The 21,213-nt window shown below is 71.6% G+C and carries 20 protein-coding genes; 2 read left to right on the top strand and 18 right to left on the bottom strand.

From position 1 onward, the window contains the following. Positions 1-3 precede the first annotated feature (3 nt). The 4 genes from ACIPEP_RS12360 to ACIPEP_RS12345 all read right to left on the bottom strand — a co-directional run bounded on the left by ACIPEP_RS12360 (position 4) and on the right by ACIPEP_RS12345 (position 2,305). Complete coding sequence (locus tag ACIPEP_RS12360; protein ID WP_070416263.1) at positions 4-447, bottom strand: hypothetical protein; 444 nt, start codon at positions 445-447, stop codon at positions 4-6. Between the two features lie 79 nt (positions 448-526). Then, complete coding sequence (locus ACIPEP_RS12355; RefSeq protein ID WP_070416264.1) at positions 527-892, bottom strand: hypothetical protein; 366 nt, start codon at positions 890-892, stop codon at positions 527-529. Further along, complete coding sequence (gene truB, locus ACIPEP_RS12350) at positions 889-1,830, bottom strand: tRNA pseudouridine(55) synthase TruB (RefSeq protein WP_071296262.1); 942 nt, start codon at positions 1,828-1,830, stop codon at positions 889-891. Before truB ends, ACIPEP_RS12355 begins: the two co-directional genes overlap by 4 nt. Positions 1,831-1,858: 28 nt before the next feature. Further along, positions 1,859-2,305 (bottom strand): hypothetical protein, encoded by a 447-nt coding sequence (locus tag ACIPEP_RS12345; RefSeq protein WP_402717428.1) that lies wholly within the window; start codon positions 2,303-2,305, stop codon positions 1,859-1,861. Positions 2,306-2,357: 52 nt separating this feature from the next. Between ACIPEP_RS12345 and ACIPEP_RS12340 the strand changes: the two genes are divergently transcribed. Next, positions 2,358-3,269: an A/G-specific adenine glycosylase gene (locus ACIPEP_RS12340; RefSeq protein WP_071296260.1), complete on the top strand. Its 912-nt coding sequence runs from the start codon at positions 2,358-2,360 to the stop codon at positions 3,267-3,269. Between the two features lie 9 nt (positions 3,270-3,278). Here ACIPEP_RS12340 and rbfA read toward each other — a convergent pair whose 3' ends face one another. The 12 genes from rbfA to ACIPEP_RS12280 form a co-directional block, all read right to left on the bottom strand. Beyond that, positions 3,279-3,746: a 30S ribosome-binding factor RbfA gene (gene rbfA / locus ACIPEP_RS12335; protein WP_071296259.1), complete on the bottom strand. Its 468-nt coding sequence runs from the start codon at positions 3,744-3,746 to the stop codon at positions 3,279-3,281. Between the two features lie 89 nt (positions 3,747-3,835). Then, positions 3,836-6,688, bottom strand: coding sequence for a translation initiation factor IF-2 (gene infB / locus ACIPEP_RS12330; RefSeq protein ID WP_071296258.1), 2,853 nt, complete (start codon positions 6,686-6,688; stop codon positions 3,836-3,838). 74 nt (positions 6,689-6,762) lie between these two features. Next, positions 6,763-7,080, bottom strand: coding sequence for a YlxR family protein (locus tag ACIPEP_RS12325; protein ID WP_083294949.1), 318 nt, complete (start codon positions 7,078-7,080; stop codon positions 6,763-6,765). Positions 7,081-7,146: 66 nt separating this feature from the next. Further along, a complete protein-coding gene (gene nusA, locus ACIPEP_RS12320) occupies positions 7,147-8,142 on the bottom strand; it encodes a transcription termination factor NusA (protein WP_070416270.1) in 996 nt (331 codons plus the stop codon). 173 nt (positions 8,143-8,315) lie between these two features. Then, positions 8,316-10,067, bottom strand: a complete 1,752-nt coding sequence (locus tag ACIPEP_RS12315; protein WP_402717427.1) for a proline--tRNA ligase — start codon at positions 10,065-10,067, stop codon at positions 8,316-8,318. A 203-nt stretch (positions 10,068-10,270) separates the two neighbouring features. After that, entirely contained in the window at positions 10,271-11,401 is a 1,131-nt protein-coding gene (gene ispG, locus ACIPEP_RS12310) for a flavodoxin-dependent (E)-4-hydroxy-3-methylbut-2-enyl-diphosphate synthase (RefSeq protein ID WP_070419067.1), read from the bottom strand. A gap of 74 nt (positions 11,402-11,475) precedes the next feature. After that, positions 11,476-12,036 (bottom strand): cysteine hydrolase family protein, encoded by a 561-nt coding sequence (locus tag ACIPEP_RS12305; protein WP_261646935.1) that lies wholly within the window; start codon positions 12,034-12,036, stop codon positions 11,476-11,478. Beyond that, positions 12,033-13,478 carry a cytosine permease gene (locus ACIPEP_RS12300; RefSeq protein WP_092386971.1) on the bottom strand — a complete coding sequence of 482 codons (1,446 nt, stop codon included), beginning with the start codon at positions 13,476-13,478 and terminating at the stop codon, positions 12,033-12,035. The genes ACIPEP_RS12305 and ACIPEP_RS12300 overlap by 4 nt, the downstream gene beginning before the upstream one ends. A gap of 35 nt (positions 13,479-13,513) precedes the next feature. Next, positions 13,514-14,848, bottom strand: a complete 1,335-nt coding sequence (locus ACIPEP_RS12295; RefSeq protein WP_175496072.1) for an RIP metalloprotease — start codon at positions 14,846-14,848, stop codon at positions 13,514-13,516. A 127-nt stretch (positions 14,849-14,975) separates the two neighbouring features. Further along, positions 14,976-16,061, bottom strand: coding sequence for a 1-deoxy-D-xylulose-5-phosphate reductoisomerase (dxr, locus tag ACIPEP_RS12290; RefSeq protein ID WP_402717426.1), 1,086 nt, complete (start codon positions 16,059-16,061; stop codon positions 14,976-14,978). A gap of 2 nt (positions 16,062-16,063) precedes the next feature. After that, positions 16,064-17,035 (bottom strand): FKBP-type peptidyl-prolyl cis-trans isomerase, encoded by a 972-nt coding sequence (locus tag ACIPEP_RS12285; protein WP_402717425.1) that lies wholly within the window; start codon positions 17,033-17,035, stop codon positions 16,064-16,066. Positions 17,036-17,041: 6 nt separating this feature from the next. Next, positions 17,042-17,518: an OsmC family protein gene (locus ACIPEP_RS12280; protein WP_402717424.1), complete on the bottom strand. Its 477-nt coding sequence runs from the start codon at positions 17,516-17,518 to the stop codon at positions 17,042-17,044. A gap of 33 nt (positions 17,519-17,551) precedes the next feature. Here ACIPEP_RS12280 and ACIPEP_RS12275 point away from each other — a divergent pair, with 33 nt between their 5' ends. After that, positions 17,552-18,544 carry an asparaginase gene (locus ACIPEP_RS12275; RefSeq protein WP_402717423.1) on the top strand — a complete coding sequence of 331 codons (993 nt, stop codon included), beginning with the start codon at positions 17,552-17,554 and terminating at the stop codon, positions 18,542-18,544. Between the two features lie 32 nt (positions 18,545-18,576). Here ACIPEP_RS12275 and ACIPEP_RS12270 read toward each other — a convergent pair whose 3' ends face one another. After that, a complete protein-coding gene (locus ACIPEP_RS12270) occupies positions 18,577-19,347 on the bottom strand; it encodes a hypothetical protein (RefSeq protein ID WP_402717422.1) in 771 nt (256 codons plus the stop codon). A gap of 98 nt (positions 19,348-19,445) precedes the next feature. Next, entirely contained in the window at positions 19,446-21,212 is a 1,767-nt protein-coding gene (locus ACIPEP_RS12265; RefSeq protein ID WP_402717536.1) for an FHA domain-containing protein, read from the bottom strand. Position 21,213 lies beyond the last annotated feature (1 nt).

Raw genomic sequence — 21,213 nt, 5'->3', positions numbered from 1 at the left:
TCCCTACTCGCCGGCCGGTACGGCGGACGGGGTCGTCTCGGTCGCGGTGGCGGTGCGGTGGTGCTTGCGGAGCCACCAGAGTCCGGCCACCGGCAGCACCAGCGGCGCGAAGGCGTAGCCCATGCCGTAGTACGACCAGATGGTGTCGTCGGGGAACAGCTGCCGGTCGAAGAGCGACAGCGTGCCGATCACGAGCACGCCGGTCATCTCGAAGACGATCGTGACGCAGGCCACGCGGTACCAGAACCGACCCGGCACGATGAGGGCGATCATCGCGACGATGTACACGACCGCGGCGACGGCGCTGAGGGTGTACGCGAACGGTGCGAACGAGAACTTCTCGATGATCTGCACGACGCTGCGTCCCGTCGCTGCGAGCGCGAGGATGCCGTAGACGGCGATGAGGACGCGGCCGATGCCGGTCGCGAGGGAGGATCTGGTCGCCATTGCACCGATTCTACCGACGGCGGGCGGCCACGATGACGCACCACGACGAACGCGCAGTCGTCGAGGGCGCGCGAGCGGGTCAGTTCAGGGCGAACCAGATCTGGTACATCCGGTAGACCATCACCGCGACGGTGAACGCACCGGCCCCGAGGACCACCGTGCTCCACTTCGTCCGGTCGATGAGCGCCCAGACGATGGTGGCCGGCGGGACGAGGAGCACCGAGACCGCGTACACGCCGAACTCGAGCGCGTTGCCGACCGGCGGGCTGCCCGTGGCCGGCAGGACGAGGGAGATCACACCCTGGGCGAGGAGCAGCAGCTCGATGAGCGCGAGCGACCCGACCGTGTAGTCGTTCGGCTTCCAACCGATGAACCCCACGACGACCGCGAAGAGCCCGGCGAGCACGGCGATGACGAGCTGCACCCACATGAACCACTCGATCACGCGCCCACCCCCGATGCCGTCGGGAAGTTGGTGATGACGCGCAGCAGTCCGCGTCGCACCGAGACGAGCCCGACGAGCCGGTCCCCCTCGGTGGCGACGGCCGCGACCGGGCCGTCGGTGTCCGGGTGGTCCGCCGCGACGCGCTTGCCGTCGGCGAGGTCCTTCGCCGCGGCCGGGTCGAGCGGCACGGACGGGAACAGGGTGCGGGCGACGTCGACCGGTCGGGCGAGTGCGGCCCGGACGTCGACCGACTCGTCCTCGAGGTCGATCGCGTCGTCGACGCTGAAGGGGCCGACCTCGGTGCGGCGGAGCGCGGTGAGGTGGGCGCCGGTGCCGAGTGCGGCGCCGACGTCACGCGCCAGCGCGCGCACGTAGGTGCCGGACGAGCACGACACGACGACGTCGAGGTCGATCACTGCCACGTCCTCGCCGTCGACCGAGACGACGCGGTCACCCCGGCCGGTGACGTCGAACCGCGACACCGTCACGGTCCGGGACTGCAGGACGACCGCTTCACCCTTGCGCGCGAGGTCGTAGGCGCGGCGGCCGTCGACCTTGATGGCGCTGACGGTCGACGGCACCTGCGAGATCTGTCCGCGCTGCGCGGCGACGGCCCGCTCGACCGCGGCCTCGGACACGTCCGCCGAGGACGTGCCCACGGCCGCGGTGGGGGTCCCGTCGGCGTCGTCCGAGTCGGTCGAGACCCCGAGACGGATCGTGGCGGTGTAGGTCTTGCCGAGTCCGACGAGGTGCGTCAGGAGCCGGGTCGACGGGCCGATCCCGAGCAGGAGCAGGCCGGTCGCCATCGGGTCGAGCGTGCCGGCGTGGCCGACCTTCTTCAGACCCAGCCGACGTCGGGCGATGGAGACGACCCGGTGGCTGGAGATCCCCTGCGGCTTGTCGACGAGGAGGATGCCGTCGGGCGCGGTTTCGAGCACCAGAGGAGATTACCAGCGCTCCGGCGACTCAGCAGGCGTCGTTCCACTCGCGACGCGGGTGCTCGGGCTCGGTGACGTCCAGCACCGCGGACGCGGCGATCTTGACGTCCGCGCGGCGCTCGAGGCGCCCGGACTCCTGCTCCACCCACAGCGACCAGCGCCAGAGTCGGTGGGCACCGTGTGCCAGCACCCCGTGTCCGTGCACCACGAGGATGCCGGGGCCCTCGCCGGTGGACCGGAACGGCGCGACGAGGTCGGCCCGCAACGCGTCAACGTCGCTCGACGGTGCGGCGGCGGCCATCGCGGACACCCCGTGCTGCTGGAAGCCGTCGACCAGCCCGGAGGCCACGCGTTCGAGGTCGACGCCGTCCTGTCCGTCGATGCCGACGACCGTCCGGTTCGTGCCGACCTGTGCGATCACCTCGGCCGCGATCGCGGCCATGGTGTCGGTCTCCTGGGGTGCCCAACGTGCCATGCACCCACCGTAGGCTGTCGTGGTGAACGCGAGTCGTGCCTCCAGTCCGAATGTGGACAACCCGACCCGTCCACAGGACGCGACCCGACGAACGGACATCGCGACGCCGCTCATCGCGTGGTTCCGCGCCGAGGCGCGCGACCTGCCGTGGCGGCGTCCCGGGTTCCCCGCGTGGGGCACGCTGGTCAGCGAGATCATGCTGCAGCAGACGCAGGTCGCGCGCGTCGTCCCCCGCCTGGAGGCATGGCTCACCCGCTGGCCGACGCCTGCGGACCTCGCGGCCTCACCCCCGGCGGACGCGGTGCGTGCCTGGGACCGGCTCGGCTACCCGAGACGGGCGCTCGCGCTGCACGCGGCCGCGACGGCGATCGCCGAGCAGCACGACAACGTGGTGCCCCGGGACGTGGACGCGCTGCTCGCGCTGCCCGGGATCGGGGACTACACGGCCCGAGCGGTCGCCGTGTTCGCGTACGGCGACCGGCACCCGGTCGTCGACGTGAACGTCCGGCGCGTCCTCGCCCGCGCCCTGCTCGGCCAGGGCGAACCGGGCCCCGCGAAGGCGAAGCAGGACCTCCCGCTGATGGAGTCGGTGCTGCCGGACGACCGTGACGACGCCGCAGCGACGAACGCCGCGGTGATGGAGCTCGGCGCGCTCGTCTGCGTCGCACGCTCCCCCGCGTGCGACGCGTGCCCGATCGCCGACCGCTGCGCGTGGCGGGCCGCCGGCTACCCGGAGCACGACGGCCCACGCGCGCCGAAGCAGGCGAAGTTCGCCGGCAGCGACCGGCAGGTGCGCGGGCTCATCATGGCGGAGCTCCGCGCGAGCGACGTCCCCGTCACGCGCGACGAGATCGAACCGGTGTGGCCCGATGCCGAGCAGCGGGACCGGGCGCTCGCGTCGCTCCTGCGCGACGGACTGGCCGTCGGGGACGACGCGAGCGGCTACCGGCTGCCCGAGGGCTGATCGGACGGGTCAGGCGCGCGCCGCGTCGGCGTCGTCCTCGTCCTCGTCCTCGTCCTCGTCCTCGTCGTGCTTGTACGGGTCGGCGTCGCCGGCGTAGGTCGCGCCGGCCGCGGCTGCACGGACCTGCTCGTCGCGCACCTGGGCCTGCACGAGCAGGTCCTCCATGTGCGCCGAGGTCTCCGGCAGGGCGTCGGCGATGAACTCGAGCGACGGGGTCAGACGAGCGGTGATGTTCTTGCCGACCTCGGACCGGAGCATCCCGGTCGCGGCCTTGAGCGCCGCGGCGGAGTCGGCACGCTCCTCGTCGGTGCCGTACACGGTGTAGAAGATCGACGCGTGCTGCAGGTCACCGGTCACACGGACGTCGGTGATCGTCACGAACCCGAGTCGCGGGTCGCGAAGGCCCTTGTCGAGTCGGCGTGCGACGACTTCCTTGATGCGGTCCGCCATCTTGCGTGCGCGCTGCGGATCGGCCATGGGTGCCTCCTGTGGAGATGTCTTGCTCTGGAACGGGGCTGGGCCCCGACCTCCCGTGAAGGAAGCCGGGGCCCAGGGTAGTCACGCGATCAGTCGCGCGGCTTCTCGACGAGCTCGGTGGTCTCGATCTCGTCGCCGATCTGGATGTCGTTGAACTTGCCCAGACCGATACCGGCTTCGAAGTCCGTGCGGACCTCGGTCACGTCGTCCTTGAAGCGACGCAGCGACTCGATGGCCAGACCATCGGCGAGCACCACGCCTTCGCGGATGACGCGCGCCTTGGCGTTGCGCGTGATCGTGCCGGAGCGGACGATGACACCCGCGATGTTGCCGAACTTCGAGGAACGGAACACCTCGCGGATCTCGGCGACACCCGACTGGACCTCTTCGTACTCGGGCTTGAGCATGCCCTTGAGGGACTGCTCGATGTCCTCGAGTGCGTTGTAGATGACCGAGTAGAAGCGCACGTCGATGCCTTCGCGCGCTGCACGCTCGCGGGCCTTGACGTCCGGGCGGACGTTGAAGCCGACGACGATCGCGTTGTCGATCGTGGCCAGGTCGATGTCCGACTCCGTGATCGCACCGACGCCGCGGTGCAGGATCCGGAGCTGGACGCTGTCGTCGACCTCGATGTCCAGGAGCGACTGCTCGAGTGCCTCGACGGCACCGGAGACGTCACCCTTGATGATGAGGTTGAGCGAGTCGACCTTGCCCTCTTCGAGTGCACGGGTGAAGTCCTCGAGCGAGATGCGCTTGCGGGCCTTGGCCAGCTGGGCGTTGCGCTCGGCGGCTTCACGCTTCTCGGCGATCTGACGTGCCGTGCGGTCCTCTTCGGTCACGAGGAACGTGTCACCGGCGCGGGGCACCGAGGACAGACCCTGCACCTGGACCGGACGGCTCGGCGTCGCGGCCTTGACCGCCACGCCGTTCTCGTCCGTCATCGCACGGACGCGGCCGTAGGCCGTCCCCGCCACGATGGCGTCGCCGACGTGCAGCGTCCCGGACTGGATGAGCACGGTCGCAACCGAACCACGGCCCTTGTCGAGGCGTGCTTCGATCGCCACACCGCGGGCGTCCTTGTCGGGGTTCGCACGCAGGTCGAGACCGGCGTCGGCCGTGAGCAGCACGGCGTCCAGGAGGTCCTGGATGCCGATGTTCTGACGAGCCGACACGTCGACGAACATGACGTCGCCGCCGTACTCCTCGGCCACCAGGTTGTACTCGGTGAGCTGCTGGCGGACCTTGGCCGGGTTCGCGCCTTCCTTGTCGATCTTGTTCACCGCGACCACGATCGGCACACCGGCCGACTGCGCGTGGTTCAGTGCCTCGATCGTCTGGGGCATGATGCCGTCGTCCGCCGCGACCACGAGGATCGCGATGTCCGTCACCTGGGCACCACGGGCACGCATGGCCGTGAAGGCCTCGTGACCCGGGGTGTCGATGAAGGTGATCGGGCGCTCGATGCCCTCGTGCTCGGTGACGATCTGGTACGCACCGATGTGCTGGGTGATGCCACCGGCTTCGCCCTCGACGACCTTCGAGTTGCGGATCGCGTCGAGCAGGCGGGTCTTGCCGTGGTCGACGTGACCCATGACGGTGACCACCGGGGGCCGCTGCTGCAGCACCGAGTCGTCCTCGTCGTCCAGCTCGGCTTCGAGGTCGATGTCGAAGCCCTCGAGGAGCTCCTTGTCCTCGTCTTCCGGCGAGACGATCTGGATCTTGTAGCCCAGCTCCTCGCCGAGGACCTCGAACGTGGCCTCGTCCAGCGACTCGGTCGCGGTCGCCATCTCACCGAGGTGGAACAGCACCGTCACCAGGTTGCCGGGGCTCGCGTCGATCTTGTCGGCGAAGTCCGAGATGCTCGCACCGCGACGCAGACGGACGACCGTGTTGCCGTCGCCACGAGGGACCTGCACACCGCCGAGCGACGGCGCCTGCCGCATCTCGTACTCGGCGCGCTTCGTCCGCTTCGACTTGCGGGCACGGCTCTTGCCGCCACCGCGACCGAACGCACCAGCGGTACCGCCACCGGGGCCACGACCGCGGCCACCGCCACCGGCGGGACGCGGGCCGCTGAAGGCCGGACGAGGGAAGCCGCCACCGGCACCACCGGCACCGCCCGGACGACCACCGGGGCCGCCACGACCGCCGCCACCCTGGCCCGGGCGCTGCCCGAAGCCGTTCGGACGGCCTGCCTGGCCGGGACCACCGGGACGCGGAGCGCCCGGACGGGGAGCACCCGGACGCGGCGGGGCCGGACGCGGGATGCCGTTGCCGCCACCGGCGCCGGCGGCGGGGCGTTGGCCCATGCCCTGGTTGGACGAGTACGGGTTGTTGCCCGGACGCGGCGGGCGCGAGCCCATGCCCTGGCTCGACGCGTAGGGGTTGTTGCCGGGACGTGCGCCCGGCTTCGGGCCACCCGGCTTGGGGCCGGCTGCGGCACCGGGCTTCGGTGCGCCGCCGGGCTTGACGGCGTCGTCCTTCGGCTCGGCTGCTGCGTCGGGGCCGGCGTCGCCGGACTTCTCGGCAGCGGCCTTCTCGGCAGCGGCGGCCTTGCGAGCAGCCTCGGCCTCGGCCTGTCGCTGGGCGACGGACTTCGGGGCGGCCGGCGTCGGCACGTCGGCGGCGGGCGCCTGCACCTCGGGCTCGGGCTCGGGGGTGGGTGCCGGACGGGCCGGACCCGGGCGGGGGCCGCCGGGCTTCGGTGCGCCCGACTTCGGCGCCGCGGTCTTGGCCGGCGCGCTCGGGGTCTGTGCCGCAGCGGGCTTCGACGCCGAGGCGCCGTCAGCCTGCAGCGCAGCACGGAGCTTGCGCGCGACGGGGGGTTCGACACTGGAGCTCGGGCCCTTGACGAACTCGCCGAGTTCCTTGAGCTTCTCCATTGCGGTCTTGCTGTCGACACCGAGTTCGGATGCGATCTCGTGTACGCGTGGTTTTGCCACTGTTCTCCTTCACGGGTCCCACCCCGTGGAGGGGCAGGACTCAATGGATGACGGGTCTCATTTCGAGCCGCTCATCAGTTGTCCATAAGCCGTTCAGCCTGTTCTGTCATGTCCTGGTCGCGTGCCTGTGGTTCGGGGCGCCGGAGCGCTTCGAGGTAGTCACGCACCGCGGACGTGTCCGGTTCATGATCGAGCCGGAGCGCCCGGCGGTACGCCTTGCGCTTGACGGCCTGATCATGTGCTTCGACGGTCGGGGTGAGCCACGCTCCCCGCCCCGGCATGACTGCCTTCGGGTCCGCCACGACACGACCGTCGCTCAGGGCGACGACACGGAGGAGGGAGGACCGGGGAGCACGACGGCGACTGCCGATGCATGTTCTGACGGGAACCACCTTACTCCTCCCTCTCGACGACCGCGATCCGGCACGCCCGGACCGGACGTGCCACGAGCGAAACCGTCAGTCCTCGCCGTCCAGGATCGAGTCCGGCTGGATGTCGATCCGGGCGCCCGTGAGCTTCGCGGCGAGGCGGGCGTTCTGCCCTTCCTTGCCGATCGCGAGCGACAGCTGGTAGTCCGGCACGAGGGCGCGGACGGCCTTCGTCGAGGCGTCGAGCACGAAGGCGCTCGTCACCTTGGCCGGCGACAGGGCGCTGGCCACGAACGACGCCAGGTCGGACGAGTAGTCGACGATGTCGATCTTCTCGGCGCCGAGCTCCGTCGTCACGGCACGGACGCGGGCACCGAGCTCGCCGATGCACGCACCCTTCGCGTTCACACCGGGCTCGTTCGCCTTGACCGCGATCTTCGTGCGGTGGCCGGCCTCGCGCGCGAGGGAGGTGATCTCCACGACGCCGGACGCGATTTCCGGGACCTCGAGGGCGAACAGCTTGCGGACCAGGCCGGGGTGGGTGCGCGAAACCGTGATCTGCGGACCCTTCATGCCGCGGCCGACGCTCGTCACGTAGACGCGCAGCCGTGCACCGTGCTTGTAGTCCTCGCCGGGCACCTGCTCCTCCGGCGGCAGGATCGCCTCGACCGTGCCGAGGTCGACGTGCACCATCTTCGGGTTCGGGCCCTGCTGGACGATGCCCGCGACGATGTCGCCTTCCTTGCCGCGGAACTCGCCGAGGATCTTGTCGTCGCCGATGTCGCGCAGGCGCTGGTTGATGACCTGCTTGGCGGCGAACGCGGCGATGCGACCGAAGTCGCTGGGCTGGTCGACGGCCTCGCCGATCACGGTGCCCTCGTCGTCGCGCTCGGGCACGTAGACCGAGACCTCGCCCGACTTGCGGTCGAGCTCGACGCGGACGTCCGCGTCGACGGGCTCCTCGTTCTCGGTGCGGTGCTTCTGGTACGCCGTCAGGATGGCCTGTTCGATGATCTGGACGAGTTCGTCGAACGGGATCTCCCGCTCACGCTCCATGAGTCGCAGGACTGCGAGATCGATCTTCACCGAGGGCCTCCGTATTCAGATGAGTCGCTCCCGCGGATGGAACCGCGCGGAAGTCGGCGACCAGACTACCGCACTGCGGGTCACGGACCCGGCCGGACGACGGACGGGAGGGACGGTGCCAGCTGGCACCGTGCCTCCCGTCCGCCGTGTCGTCACGTCGAGGACGTGACCCGCTAGATCGCGCGGACCGCCTCGAGCAGCTCGGCGACCGGCACGTCGCGGCGTTCGCCGCTCGCCCGGTTCCACAGCTCGACGACGCCGTCGGCGGCGCCGCGACCGGCGACGACGACGATCGGCATGCCGAGGAGTTCAGCGTCGCGCAGCTTCACGCCGGGCGAGACCTTCGGACGGTCGTCGTAGAGGACCTCGAACCGCTCACCCTCGAGCTCGGCGACGATCGACGTGGCCAGGTCGTAGGCGACCTCGTCCTTGCCGGTCGCGACGACGTGCACGTCGAACGGTGCGACGTTCTTCGGCCAGGCGAGGCCCTTCTCGTCGTTGTGCGCCTCGGCGAGGATCGCGAGGATGCGCGTCACGCCGATGCCGTACGAGCCCATCGTGACCGTGGCGAGCTTGCCGTTCTCGTCCTGCACCTTGAGGCCGAGCGCCTCGGCGTACTTGCGGCCGAGCTGGAAGACGTGGCCGATCTCCATGCCGCGCGCGGTCTCGAGCGGGCCGGAGCCGTCGGGGGCCGGGTCGCCGGCGCGGACGTCGGACACCTCGGCGACGCCGTCGGCCACGAAGTCACGACCGGCGACGAGGCCGGAGACGTGCACGCCGCGCTCGTTCGCGCCCGTGATCCACGCGGTGCCGTCGACCACGCGGGGGTCGACGAAGTAGCGGATGCCCGTCGTGCTCTCGGCACCGAGGACCTGCGGGCCGATGTAGCCCTTGACCAGGCTCTTGTGCTTGCGGAAGTCGTCGTCACCGGCGGGCTCGACCTCGGCCGGGGCGAAGGCCACCTCGGCGCGCTTCAGGTCGACGTCACGGTCACCGGGGAGCCCGACGACGACGATCTCGCGCGTGCCGTCGAGGTGCGTCAGGGCGAGCACGACGTTCTTCAGCGTGTCGGCGGCCGTCCAAGGGGCGCCCTCGCGCGGGGCGACCTCGTTCGCGTGCGCCACGAGCGTCTCGATCGTCGGGGTGTCCGACGCGGGCAGGAGCACGGGTTCGGGCTGCCCCTCGATCGGCAGGGCGTCCGGCACCGGGGTGACGTAGGCCTCGACGTTGGCCGCGTAGCCGCCGGCACTGCGGACGAAGGTGTCCTCGCCGACGCCGATCGGGTGCAGGAACTCCTCGGACTTCGACCCGCCCATCGCGCCGGCGTCCGCCTTGACGATGACGTACTCGAGACCGAGTCGGGCGAAGATCTTCTCGTAGGCGTCGCGCATGACCTGGTAGCTGCGCTCGAGGCCCTCGTCGGTGAGGTCGAACGAGTACGCGTCCTTCATGGTGAACTCGCGGCCGCGCAGGAGTCCGGCGCGGGGGCGTGCCTCGTCGCGGTACTTGTCCTGGATCTGGAACAGCGTGACGGGGAGGTCCTTGTACGAGCCGTAGAGGTCCTTCACCAGGAGCGCGAACATCTCCTCGTGCGTGGGCGCGAGCAGGTAGTCGGCGCCCTTGCGGTCCTGCAGGCGGAACATGCCGTCGCCGTACTCGGTCCAGCGGTTCGTCGCCTCGTACGGCTCGCGCGGCAGGAGCGCCGGGAGCAGGACCTCCTGCGCGCCGGCGGCGACCATCTCGTCGCGGATGATCGCCTCGATGCGGGCGCGGACCTTCAGACCGAGCGGCAACCACGCGAAGATCCCCGGGGACTGGCGACGGACGTAGCCGGCGCGGACGAGGAGCTTCGCGCTCGTCACCTCGGCGTCGGAGGGGTCGTCGCGGAGCGTACGGAGGAACAGATGCGAAAGCCGTGTGACCACGGGGCAAGCCTAGCGGCGCGTGGGAGTGGGTGCGGCGCGCGTCTGCGGTCGGGAGGCGCGGTGCGGGCTGGCACCGTGCCTCCCGTCCTGCGTCCGGTCCGGTGTGCGGCACTTCGTGAGCAGAAGAGGTCGGGTGCGTTCGCGCGACCCGACCTCTTCTGCTCACGAAAGCGCTGCGCGCGCCTGCGCGCGCCCGCGCGCGCCTACGACGTGACGACGAGCGGCTTGCCGGTGCCGGCCGCCGGCCCCATCTCGTCGGCGAGACGGTTCGCCTCGGTGATCAGGGTCTCGACGATCTCGGCTTCCGGAACCGTCTTGATGACCTCGCCCTTGACGAAGATCTGCCCCTTGCCGTTGCCGGACGCGACGCCGAGGTCGGCCTCACGCGCCTCGCCCGGGCCGTTCACGACACAGCCCATGACGGCGACGCGGAGCGGCACGGTCATGCCCTCGAGCCCCTTCGTCACGTCGTTCGCCAGCTGGTAGACGTCGACCTGGGCCCGGCCGCAGCTGGGGCACGAGACGATCTCGAGCTTGCGCTCGCGGAGGTTGAGCGACTGCAGGATCTGCAGGCCGACCTTGACCTCTTGCGCGGGCGGGGCGGAGAGGGACACGCGGATGGTGTCGCCGATGCCCTCGGCCAGCAGGATGCCGAACGCCGTGGCGCTCTTGATGGTGCCCTGGAACTCCGGGCCGGCCTCGGTCACGCCGAGGTGCAGCGGCCAGTCCCCCGCCGCGGCGAGCTGCCGGTAGGCCTTCACCATGACGATCGGGTCGTTGTGCTTGACCGAGATCTTGAAGTCGTGGAAGTCGTGCTCCTCGAACAGGGAGGCTTCCCACACGGCGGACTCGACGAGCGCCTCGGGCGTGGCCTTGCCGTACTTCTGCAGCAGGCTCGGCTCGAGGGAACCGGCGTTGACGCCGATGCGGAGCGAGACGCCGGCGTCCTTCGCGGCCTTGGCGATGGCGCCGACCTGGTCGTCGAACTTCCGGATGTTGCCCGGGTTCACGCGGACCGCGGCGCAGCCGGCGTCGATGGCCTGGAAGACGTACTTCGGCTGGAAGTGGATGTCGGCGATCACCGGGATCTGCGACTTCTTCGCGATGATCGGCAGCGCGTCGGCGTCGTCCTGGCTCGGCACCGCCACGCGGACGATGTCGCAACCGGACGCCGTGAGCTCGGCGATCTGCTGGAGGGTCGCGTTGATGTTCGTCGTCGGCGTCGTGGTCATCGACTGGACGGACACGGGCGCGTCGCCGCCCACGAGCACCTTGCCGACCCGGATCTGCCGGGACTTGCGGCGCGGGCTCAGAGTTTCGGGGACTTTCGGCAGACCGAGGTTCACTGCAGGCACGAGGTGCACTCTACGCGCTCCCGGTGACGCCCAGCCCCGCGCACGCGTGATGCTCAGATGACGGTGATGAGCGGCGCGTAGAGCCGCATCGCCGCGAGGGCGCGCTCGTGGTCCTCGTCGCTCGCCCCGGCGCACGCGTCCGCCACGACGGTCACCGTCGCGCCGGCGTCCGCGGCCGCCAGCGCGGTCGACAGGACGCAGCAGTCGGTGGACACCCCGACCAGGACGAGGTGCGGGTGGTCACCGGTGACGGCCTGGAGGCGCGTCCCCCACTTGCCGAAGGTCGTCTCGGTGACGACGGGGTCGCGTCGGTCCGCCGCGGCGGTCGCGAACGGTTCGGTCAGGTCCCAGAGCGGATCGGTGTGCGGCACGAGCGCGAACGACCAGTCCCGGTAGTAGGGCACCCAGGCACCCCGCGGGTGCTCCGGAGCGACGAAGCGGGTGAACACCGTGCGGCCGGTGAACCGCGGGAGCAGGCGCTCGATCCCGGCGGCGGCGTGGTCGAAGCGCCCGGTGGCCCAGGGGCTCTCGCCCGTGAAGACCTCCTGCATGTCGACGACGACGAGCCACGCGTCCTCCGGTACCCCGGCGACGGCGGCCTCGACCGCGCTCATGCCTGCTCCTGCCGGCGGACCGAGCCGCGGGCGAACAGCAGGGTGCCGAGGAACCCGACGACGAGCGCCACGAGCACCCCGAGGTTCGCGTACGCCCAAGCGCCGGTTCGCCCGCCGAGACCGAACGGCTCGAGCAGGTACCCCTGCCAGTTGAGCCAGGACGGCACGCCGTACGTGTTCGTCACCAGGCCCCAGCCGAGCGCGGTCCCCACGACGACGAGGCCGACGGCGAGCCAGCGCACGTCGCCGTACCGGCCACGGCGGTCCTCCAGCTCCCGCTCGGCGTACGGAGCCCGGCGGATCACGACGTCGGCGACGAAGATCCCGCACCACGCGGCGATCGGCACGCCGAGCGTCACGAGGAACGCCTGGAACGGCTGGATGAACGAGTCGGCGAAGAACACAACGTAGACGGCGCCCGCCACCATGAACACGCCGTCGACCCCGGCCGCGACGGGCCTCGGGATGCGGATGCCGGCGCTCAGCAGAGCCAGTCCGGAGCTGTAGATGTCGAGCACCGCACCGCCGACGAGTCCGAGGACCGCGACGAGGGCGAACGGGATGAGGAACCACACCGGCAGCACGGTCGTCAGCGCACCGATCGGGTCGGCGGCGATCGCCGTGTTGAGGTCCTTCGACGAGCCGGCGAGCAGGACGCCGAGCACGACGAGCACGATCGGCGCGAGCGCCCCGCCGAACGTGGTCCACCAGACGACCCCGCGGGTCGAGGCCGACCGTGGCAGGTAGCGCGAGTAGTCCGCGGCGGCGTTCACCCAACCGAGGCCGAACCCGGTCATCACGAGCACGAGGGCGCCGACGACGTTCTGCGCGCTCCCGGCCGGCAGCGCGGCGATCGCACCGAGGTCGATCGAGGGCAGCGCGAGCACCACGTAGACGATCGTCAGCACCGCGGTGATGACCGTGATCCACGTCTGCAGTCGCATGATCACGTCGAACCCGGCGATGCCCGCACCGACGACGAGTGCGGCGACGACCACGAGTGCGACGAGCTTCGTCAGGACGCCGCCGTCCCACCCGAGCTCCCGGAACACCGTCGACGTGGCCAGGACCGCCGCCGACGCGAGCGCGGTCTCCCACCCGACGGTGAGGATCCAGCTGAGGAACGCCGGCAGCCGGTTCCCCCGGACGCCGAACGCCGCGCGGCCGAGCACCATCGTCGGTGCCGAGCCCCGTTTGCCGGCGATGGCGACGATCCCGCACAGCAGGAACGAGAACGCGACCCCGATGACGGAGACGATCGTGGCCTGCCAGAAGGAGATGCCGAACCCGAGGACGAACGAGCCGTACGACAGGCCGAGCACAGAGATGTTCGCGGCGAACCACGGCCAGAAGAGGTCCCTCGGACGTCCCTTCCGGTCGGACTCGGCGATGACGTCGGTGCCCTGCCGCTCGACCGTGCGGACTTCCGGAGCTGTGCTCATGTGCGAAAGCGTAGTGCGCGGCCGAGACCTCGTCGCTACCCGAACAGGTTCACGGGGCGCACGATGTCGGCGTAGATGAGCAGGGCGCTCATGCCGGCGAGCAGGACCACGACGACCATCGTCAGCGGCATCGTCTTCGCGAGGTCGATCGGCCCCGGGTCCGCCTTGCCGACCAGCGTGAAGGAGCGGCGCTTCACGGCCTCCCACAGGGCGCCGGCGATGTGGCCGCCGTCCAGCGGCAGGAGCGGCACCATGTTCAGGACGAACAGGCCGATGTTCAGCGAGGCGAGCAGTCCGAGGATCGTGTACGCCTTGTCGACCACCGGCACGCCGCTCATCGACGAGACCTCGCCGATCGCGCGGCCGACGCCGACGACCGACACCGGGCTGTCCTGCGACCGCTCCTGCGAGCCGAACGCCGCGTTCCACACCGCGACGAGCCGCTGCGGCAGGTCGATGATGAGGTGCGCCGACGCCGAGATCTGCGCCCCGGTGGCCGGCAGCACCGCGGCCGGCGACTGCCGGACGAGCGACTGGCCGATGCTCACGCCGACGACGCCGACCTGCTGTGTCTTCGTGCTGCCGTCGTCGTTCTTCGCGACCGTGCCGTCGGCGGTGTAGACGTCCCGCGTGGCGGTCGTCGGCGTGATGTGCAGCGTCTTCTCGGCCCCGTCGCGGGACACCACGACGGTGACGTCCTCGCCGGCGGACCGCTGGAAGACCTCGGAGACCTGGGCGATCGTCGGGTCCTGCTTCCCGTCGACCGAGAGCACGACGTCGCCCGACCGGATGCCGGCCTGCTTCGCCGGCGACACGGCGTCCCCGGAGGTGCACGTCGTCGCCTGGCTCGTCGGCAGCACGCAGTCGACGCTCGACGTGAACGTGGTCGTCGGCGCACCGAACCCGACGAGCAGCACCCCGAACAGCACGATGCCGATCACGAGGTTCATCGCCGGACCGGCGACCATCACGATGATCCGCTTCCACGGGGTCAACCGGTAGAACGCACGCGAGTCGTCGCCGCCGGAGTCCGCGATCTGCTCGGCGCTCGCCTGCCGGGCGTCCTGCACGAAGGCGCCGTACATGCCCGTGTTCGTGATCGCACTCGGTCGCCCGGACGCCCGCGGCTTGAGCATGCCGACCATCGAGATGTAGCCGCCGAGCAGGATCGGGCGGATGCCGTACTCGGTCTCGCCCCGCCTGAACGACCAGATCGCCTTGCCGAAGCCCAGCGAGTACTGGGTCACCTTGACGTTGAACAGCTTCGCGAAGGACAGGTGCCCCAGCTCGTGGAGTCCGATCGAGACCAGCAGGCCGATGATGAAGACGACCACGCCGAGGACGAAGAGCAGGACGGTTTCGACGGTCACCGGGAAAGGGTACGGGACGGTTCCCATGACCGAGCCGAGCGCGCCCTGGGAGGTGCGCCGCGCCTCCTGGACCGCCCGGTCCGTCTGCTCCCGCAGCCGTGCTGACGGACGGGAGGCGCGACTCGCCTCAGCGGGAGAGCATGCGGTCGGCCGCGGTGCGCGCCCAGCGCTCCGCTGCCAGCACGCCCTCGAGGGAGGGCTCCCCCGCCGTGTGCTCGTCGACCACGCGCTCGACCGTGTCGACGATGTCGAGGAAACCGATCGCTCCCGCGTGGAACGCGGCCACGGCCTGCTCGTTCGCCGCGTTGAACACGGCCGGGAACGTCCCCCCGAGCTGCCCGACGCGCTTCGCGAGGGCGACCGCACCGAAGGCCTCGTCGTCGAGGGGCTCGAACGTCCAGGTGCTCGCCGACGTCCAGTCGAGCGGCACCCCGACGCCCGGGACCCGGTCGGGCCACGCGAGACCGAGGGCGATGGGCAGCCGCATGTCCGGCGGCGACGCCTGTGCGATCGTCGAGCCGTCGACGAACTCGACCATCGAGTGCACGATCGACTGCGCGTGCACCGTCACGTCGATGCGGTCGTAGGGGACGCCGAAGAGCAGGTGGGCCTCGATGACCTCGAGGCCCTTGTTGACGAGCGTCGCGGAGTTCGTCGTGACCACGAGGCCCATGTCCCACGTCGGGTGGGCGAGCGCCTCGGCCGGGGTGACGTCCGTGAGGTCCGCGCGCGAGCGCCCGCGGAACGGGCCGCCGCTCGCGGTGAGCACGAGCCGGCGGACCTCGTCCGTCGTGCCGGAGCGGAGCGCCTGGGCGATGGCGGAGTGCTCGCTGTCGACCGGGACGATCTGGCCGGGTGCCGCGGCGGCCTGCACGAGCGGGCCACCCACGATGAGGCTCTCCTTGTTCGCCAACGCCAGCGTGGCGCCGGACTCGAGCGCGGCCAGGGTGGGGCCGAGGCCGACCGACCCGGTGATGCCGTTGAGGACGACGTCGGCCTCGACGCTGCGGACCAGGCGTTCGGTGTCCGCGGCGCCGAACGCGGTGTCACGGACGCCGAAGCGTGCGGCCTGCTCGGCGACCACGGTGCGGTTGCTGCCGGCGGTGAGGCCGACGACCTCGAAGCGGTCGGGGTTGCGGGCGACGACGTCGAGTGCCTGGGTGCCGATCGAGCCGGTGCTGCCGAGGATCGCGATGCGCCGCTTCTGGCGCACGGTCAGCCCTTGGCGAGGATGTCGACGACGAAGACGAGCGTGGCGTTCTTCGGGATGCCCGAGCCCTCCTGCGGGTTCGCGCCGTAGCCGTCCTCCGGCGTGACGACGATGAGGACCTGCGAGCCGACCTTCTGGCCGACCAGCCCGGTCACGAAGCCCTTGATGAGCGAGCCCTCGGAGATGGTGAAGGTCGTCGGGACGCCCTTCGACCACGAGGAGTCGAACTCCTTGCCGGTGTCGTAGACGACGCCCTTGTACTGCACGAGCGCGGTGTCGCCGTCGGCGATCGTGTCGCCGGTGCCCTGCTTGATGACCTCGGGCGTGGTCTTCGACGGTGCCGCGACGCCCTCGGGGATGGTGATCTCCGGCTCGCCGTCCGCCTTGTCCTGCACGGTCGGGAGCTTCGGGTCCTGCTCCTGGGCCTTCCCGGTGGCCTTCGTCGGGGTCTGCGCCACGACGTCGGCGACGACGACGATCTCGCCGCCGGTGTTGAAGCCGAGCGCCGACGACTGACCGACCGCCGCGATGCGGTCACCGACCTTCGAGCACGCCAGGAGGGCGCCGAAGCCCGAACCGCCCACCGAGAGGACCTGCGGGTTGCCCTGGTCGAAGCCGACCGTGCCGAGCTTCTTCGCGTCCGACGCCTGGTACACGCTGTAGGAGACCTGCGCGTAGTCGCCCTCGTCCAGCGAGGCACCCTTGCCGCGTACGACCGTGCTCGCCTGGGGCTTGCTCGCGGTGAGGCCGCCCGTGAACTTCACCGTCGGTGCCGTGCTGCCGCCGAACGCGCCGGACACCCTGATCGCCTTCGACGCCGAACCCGGGTCGGGGCAGGACGTGATGGCTGCGGCGGTCGCGCTCGACGACGCACTCGGGGTGGCGGTCGAGTCGCTCGACCCGGATCCGGAGCACGCGGCGAGTCCCAGCACGACGGCGGGGACGAGGGCGATCGGGAGGAGACGCAGACGCTTCACGAGGACCTAGTCTGCCGCACGGACCTTGGTGTGCGGGACGTGGTGCACAGGAAAGGCCACCGAGCGTGCGATGAAGCAGAGGCTGTTCGCGGTGGCGTGGGCGGCCTCGGCGTCGGCGACGCGGTCCGCCTCGAGGATGGTGACCACCGGGCGCAGCGTCGCCTCGGTGAGCTCCCCGGAGCCGTCGCGGTTGAGGTTGAGGCTGGCCGTGGCGCGGTCCTCGTAGTCGACGACGGTGAAGCCCTCGGTCACGGCGACGTGGAGGTAGCTCAGCATGTGGCACTGGGCGAGGGACGCGACGACGAGCTCCTCGGGGTTCCAGCGGTCGCGGTCCCCGCGGAACGTCGGGTCGGCGGAGCCCTCGATGCCGTGCTTGCCCGCGGCGCTGACGTCGTGGTCGCGCCCGTAGTCGCGGTAGCCGCTCGTTCCGGTGCCGCGGTCGCCGGTCCAGTGGACGGAGACCTCGTAGGAGTGGTCGGACACGGTGGGCTCCTCGAAGATCAGTACGATTGCGGCATGACGGTGCTCTCCGACGTCCACACTGACCGCCATCCTCTCACCGCCGAGGGGTCCGTCGAACTGGCGGTCCTCGACCGCAACGGGTTCGACGAGAGCCGCCACGTCGGTGCCGGGGTCGTCGTCGCCGCGGACGGCACCGTGATCGACGCCGTCGGTGACGTGCAGGCCAGCGTCTACCCCCGCTCCACGATGAAGCCCTTCCAGGCGCTCGCGGTCCGTCGTGCCGGAGCCGTGTTCTCCGACGAGGAGCTCGTCCTCACCACCGCGAGCCACGCCGGCACCCCCGCGCACCAGGCCATCGCGCTGCACATGCTCGAGTCGTACGACCACGTCGAGTCGGACCTCGGCTGCCCGCCGGACATGCCGTTCGACCGCGCCACCGCCCGCACCATGACCGAGCCGAGGCGCCTCGCGATGAACTGCTCCGGCAAGCACGCGGGCATGCTCGCGGCGTGCCGGGTGAACGGCTGGGACGAGGAGACCTACCTCGAGATGGCGCACCCGCTGCAGCAGCGCGTCCGCGAGACCGTCGAGGAGTTCACCCACGAGACCGTCGACGTCGTCGGGACCGACGGGTGCGGGGCCCCGGTGTTCCCCCTGACGCTGGCCGGACTCGCCCGGGGCTTCGCCGGTGTCGTCGCGCGGGCCGAGTCCGACACGGCAGCGCTCACCGACGCGGTACTCGACCACCCGTGGGCCATCGACGGCATCGGACGGGCGAACACGGTGACGATCGAGCGACTCCGGGTGCTGGCGAAGCTCGGCGCCGAGGGCGTCATGGTGATGGGGCTGCCCGGTGGCGCAGCGGTCGCGGTCAAGACCCTCGACGGCGCGCAGCGGTCCGGGACGCTCGCGGCCCTCACGCTGCTCGAGCGCAACGGCATCCTGGACGCGGCGGGGGTCGCGGACGTCATGGCGGCCACGGGCGAGCAGGTGCTCGGCGGCGGGGTGCCGGTGGGGACGCTGCGGGCGGGGTCCGGGCTGCGCTGAGGGCGGGTTCGCGAGGTGGCCCTGTGCCGGGGTCATCCGGGTTCGTCCTGCAGTTGCGGCAGTGCCGGTGCCACGGGGGTACCCCGCCGTTCGTGCGGGTGTCGGACGGTGCATTCGTGGCGGGTGACCTCGACGGCGACGTCCCAGTGCCGGGGCAGGACGCTGAGGCCGGGTACGAGGACCACGGTCGTGCGGGTCGGTGGGCACGCCCGGTCCGGGCGGTCGGGGTTCGCTGCGTGGGCTGGGCGGTCGGGGTTCGCTGTGTGGGCTGGGCGGTCGACCACGACGGCGGCCGTGCCGGAGGGCATCGCCGGACAGTGATCGCTGCCCGCAGCCACCACCGCGCGCGCTTCGGCACCGCACGCGGCTCGGACCTCGTCGTCCGGACCGGCCGCGGCGCGGACCTGCGCCGCGACGGCCCGGAACACCGCCAGCGCGAGCACGCCGGACCCGATCACGACGATGTGGGGCCGCGAGCGGTCGTCGACGGAGAGCTCACGGCCGTTCGACGCCGTGCCGAGGACGATGGGCCGCCGGTGCGTCCCCGTCCCGACGGTCTCGTCCTCGGCGCCCGGCGGTCCGGACGACGTCGGCACCAGGACCGCCACGTCCGCCCCGCACTCGGCGCCGCGGGAGCGACGGACCCTGGTCGCGCGGACCACGAGGACGTCGAGCACCGCGCAACACCCCGCCGCTCCGAGGAGCACCGCGCGCGACGGCCACTCGACCGGCACGACGAGCCCCACCACGAGCAGCACCACCGCTGCGCCGACCAGGGTGCAGCGGGCGGTGAAGGGGGTCATGCCTCCAGAGCACCACACGACCCCGGGGCCACCGCCGCTCAGCCACCGAACTGTGGAGAGCGCTGACGATCACACCGTTGTGGAGGACTCCCCCGCCCTCACTGGACGAGGAAGAACTGCTCCCCGATGTCCACCCGCGCGCCGCGCTCGACCCGGTAGCGGCGGCCCGGCTCGCAGCGACGGATCGACCCGTCGATGTGCCGGACGACGGTCCCGTTGCCCGAGAACCGGTCGGACACCCACAGGTCGTCGCCGTCGCGCCCCAGCTCGAGGTGGGTCTTCGACACGGACTTGCCCGGGTCGTGGACGGTCAGCAGGTCGTCGAACCGTTCCCCGGGCTGGGGGCGCGGGAGTCGTCCGACGAGGCCGGTGCCGTGCACGCCGAAGCGCTCCCCGGTGCTGAAGTGCAGCACGAAGGGCGCGTGGGTCGGGGTCGCGGAGACGATGCGGGTCTCGTCGACGTCGTCCTCGAGGTCGCCGTCGGCGCTCGTCGGAGCGTCGGTCGTCGACGGAGCCGGGCGCGCGGCGCCGTCCACCCCGGGCAGCGGCGGCAGCGGCGCGGCCATCGGTACTCCGATCGCGCCGCTGTCCTGTGCTGAGGGTGCGGAGGACGGGACGGTCGCGGAACCGGGAGCGGGCGGGACGAAGGGTGTGCCGACGGCTGGTGACTCGGGCTCCGGGGCCGCGTGCAGACCGCGCGGTCGGGGCGGGGTGTCGCCGGCGGGTGCACCGTCGCCGCCACCGTTCACCCACGAGGGGAGGACACCGGCGGAGCCCTCGGCGCCGTCGTCGGCGACCGCAGGCTCCGGCAGCGCATCGCCGTCACGCACGACGTCCGGAGCAGCGTCGTCCGACACCTCGTCGACCTCGTCGTCGGTGACCTCGTCGTCCGGAGCGTCCGCCGCGTCGTCCGGAGCGTCAACCGCGTCGTCGGGAGTCTCGGCGGCGTCGTCCGCCGCCCAGTCGGGTCGGTCCATCGGGAGCGGCACGATGGGTCCGGTGAACGCCGCGGTCACGGCTGGCCGCACGGCGCCGCACTCGGCACAGAAGATGTCGTCGGGCTCGAGACGGTGCCCGCACACGTGGCACGTCGTCGCCTGCGAGCCCGGAGTGACCAGCGGCGCCGGTCGCGGCGGGCGTCGGTCGACCAAGGGCTCGACGACCGCGGTGTCACCGGGCTGCGGCGGAGAGACGACCGCGTCCGGAGCACCGGCGGTGTCGGGAGTCGCGTCCGCGGCGTCCGCAGCGGAGTCGTTCGCAGCCGTGGATCGTCCGACCCACCACGAGGGCCCGGACGGCGCCGGTGCAGCGGCCTGCTCTGCTGGCGGCGCCCAGCGCTGGGCGGCTGGGCGCTCGGCGATGCGGGTGACCTCGGGGTCCTCCCCCTCTGGCGACGAGTCGGACTTCGCGTCGGCGTCGGACGGGTACGCGTCCGGGTCGAGCGGCGGCTCGGGCGGCTGCGGGGTGAACGGCACCTCCGGCGCACGCGGAGCGATCGGCTCGTCGGTCTGGGACGGCTCCGACGGCTCCGCCGGACGGGCGGGCTCCGACGGGCCGACCCCACCCGGCTGCTGCCCGGACCAGTCGGTGAGCCCGGAGCCGCTCCCGTGCACGTGGCTCGGTGCCGTCCGGGGCGTGAAGTCGTCGGGACGCTCGACCGGTACGGCCGCGGGCTGCTGCTCGCCACCACGCTCCGCACCCGTCAGCCAGGCACGGGTCGCGGGGTCGAGGGTCGATTCGGGCAGCCAGGCCTCGGCCGCCGGGTCCTGGCGGCGTCCGTGCAGGTCCGGCTGCTGGAGCGGCGGCGGCGGCGCCTGCTCGACGGGGGGCGTCGCGACCGGGCGCCGACTCGCCGCAGCGGTCACG

The organism is Curtobacterium sp. NPDC087082 (genome assembly GCF_044745045.1).
GTDB lineage: Bacteria > Actinomycetota > Actinomycetes > Actinomycetales > Microbacteriaceae > Curtobacterium.
This window is presented reverse-complemented; position numbering and strand designations above follow the sequence as displayed.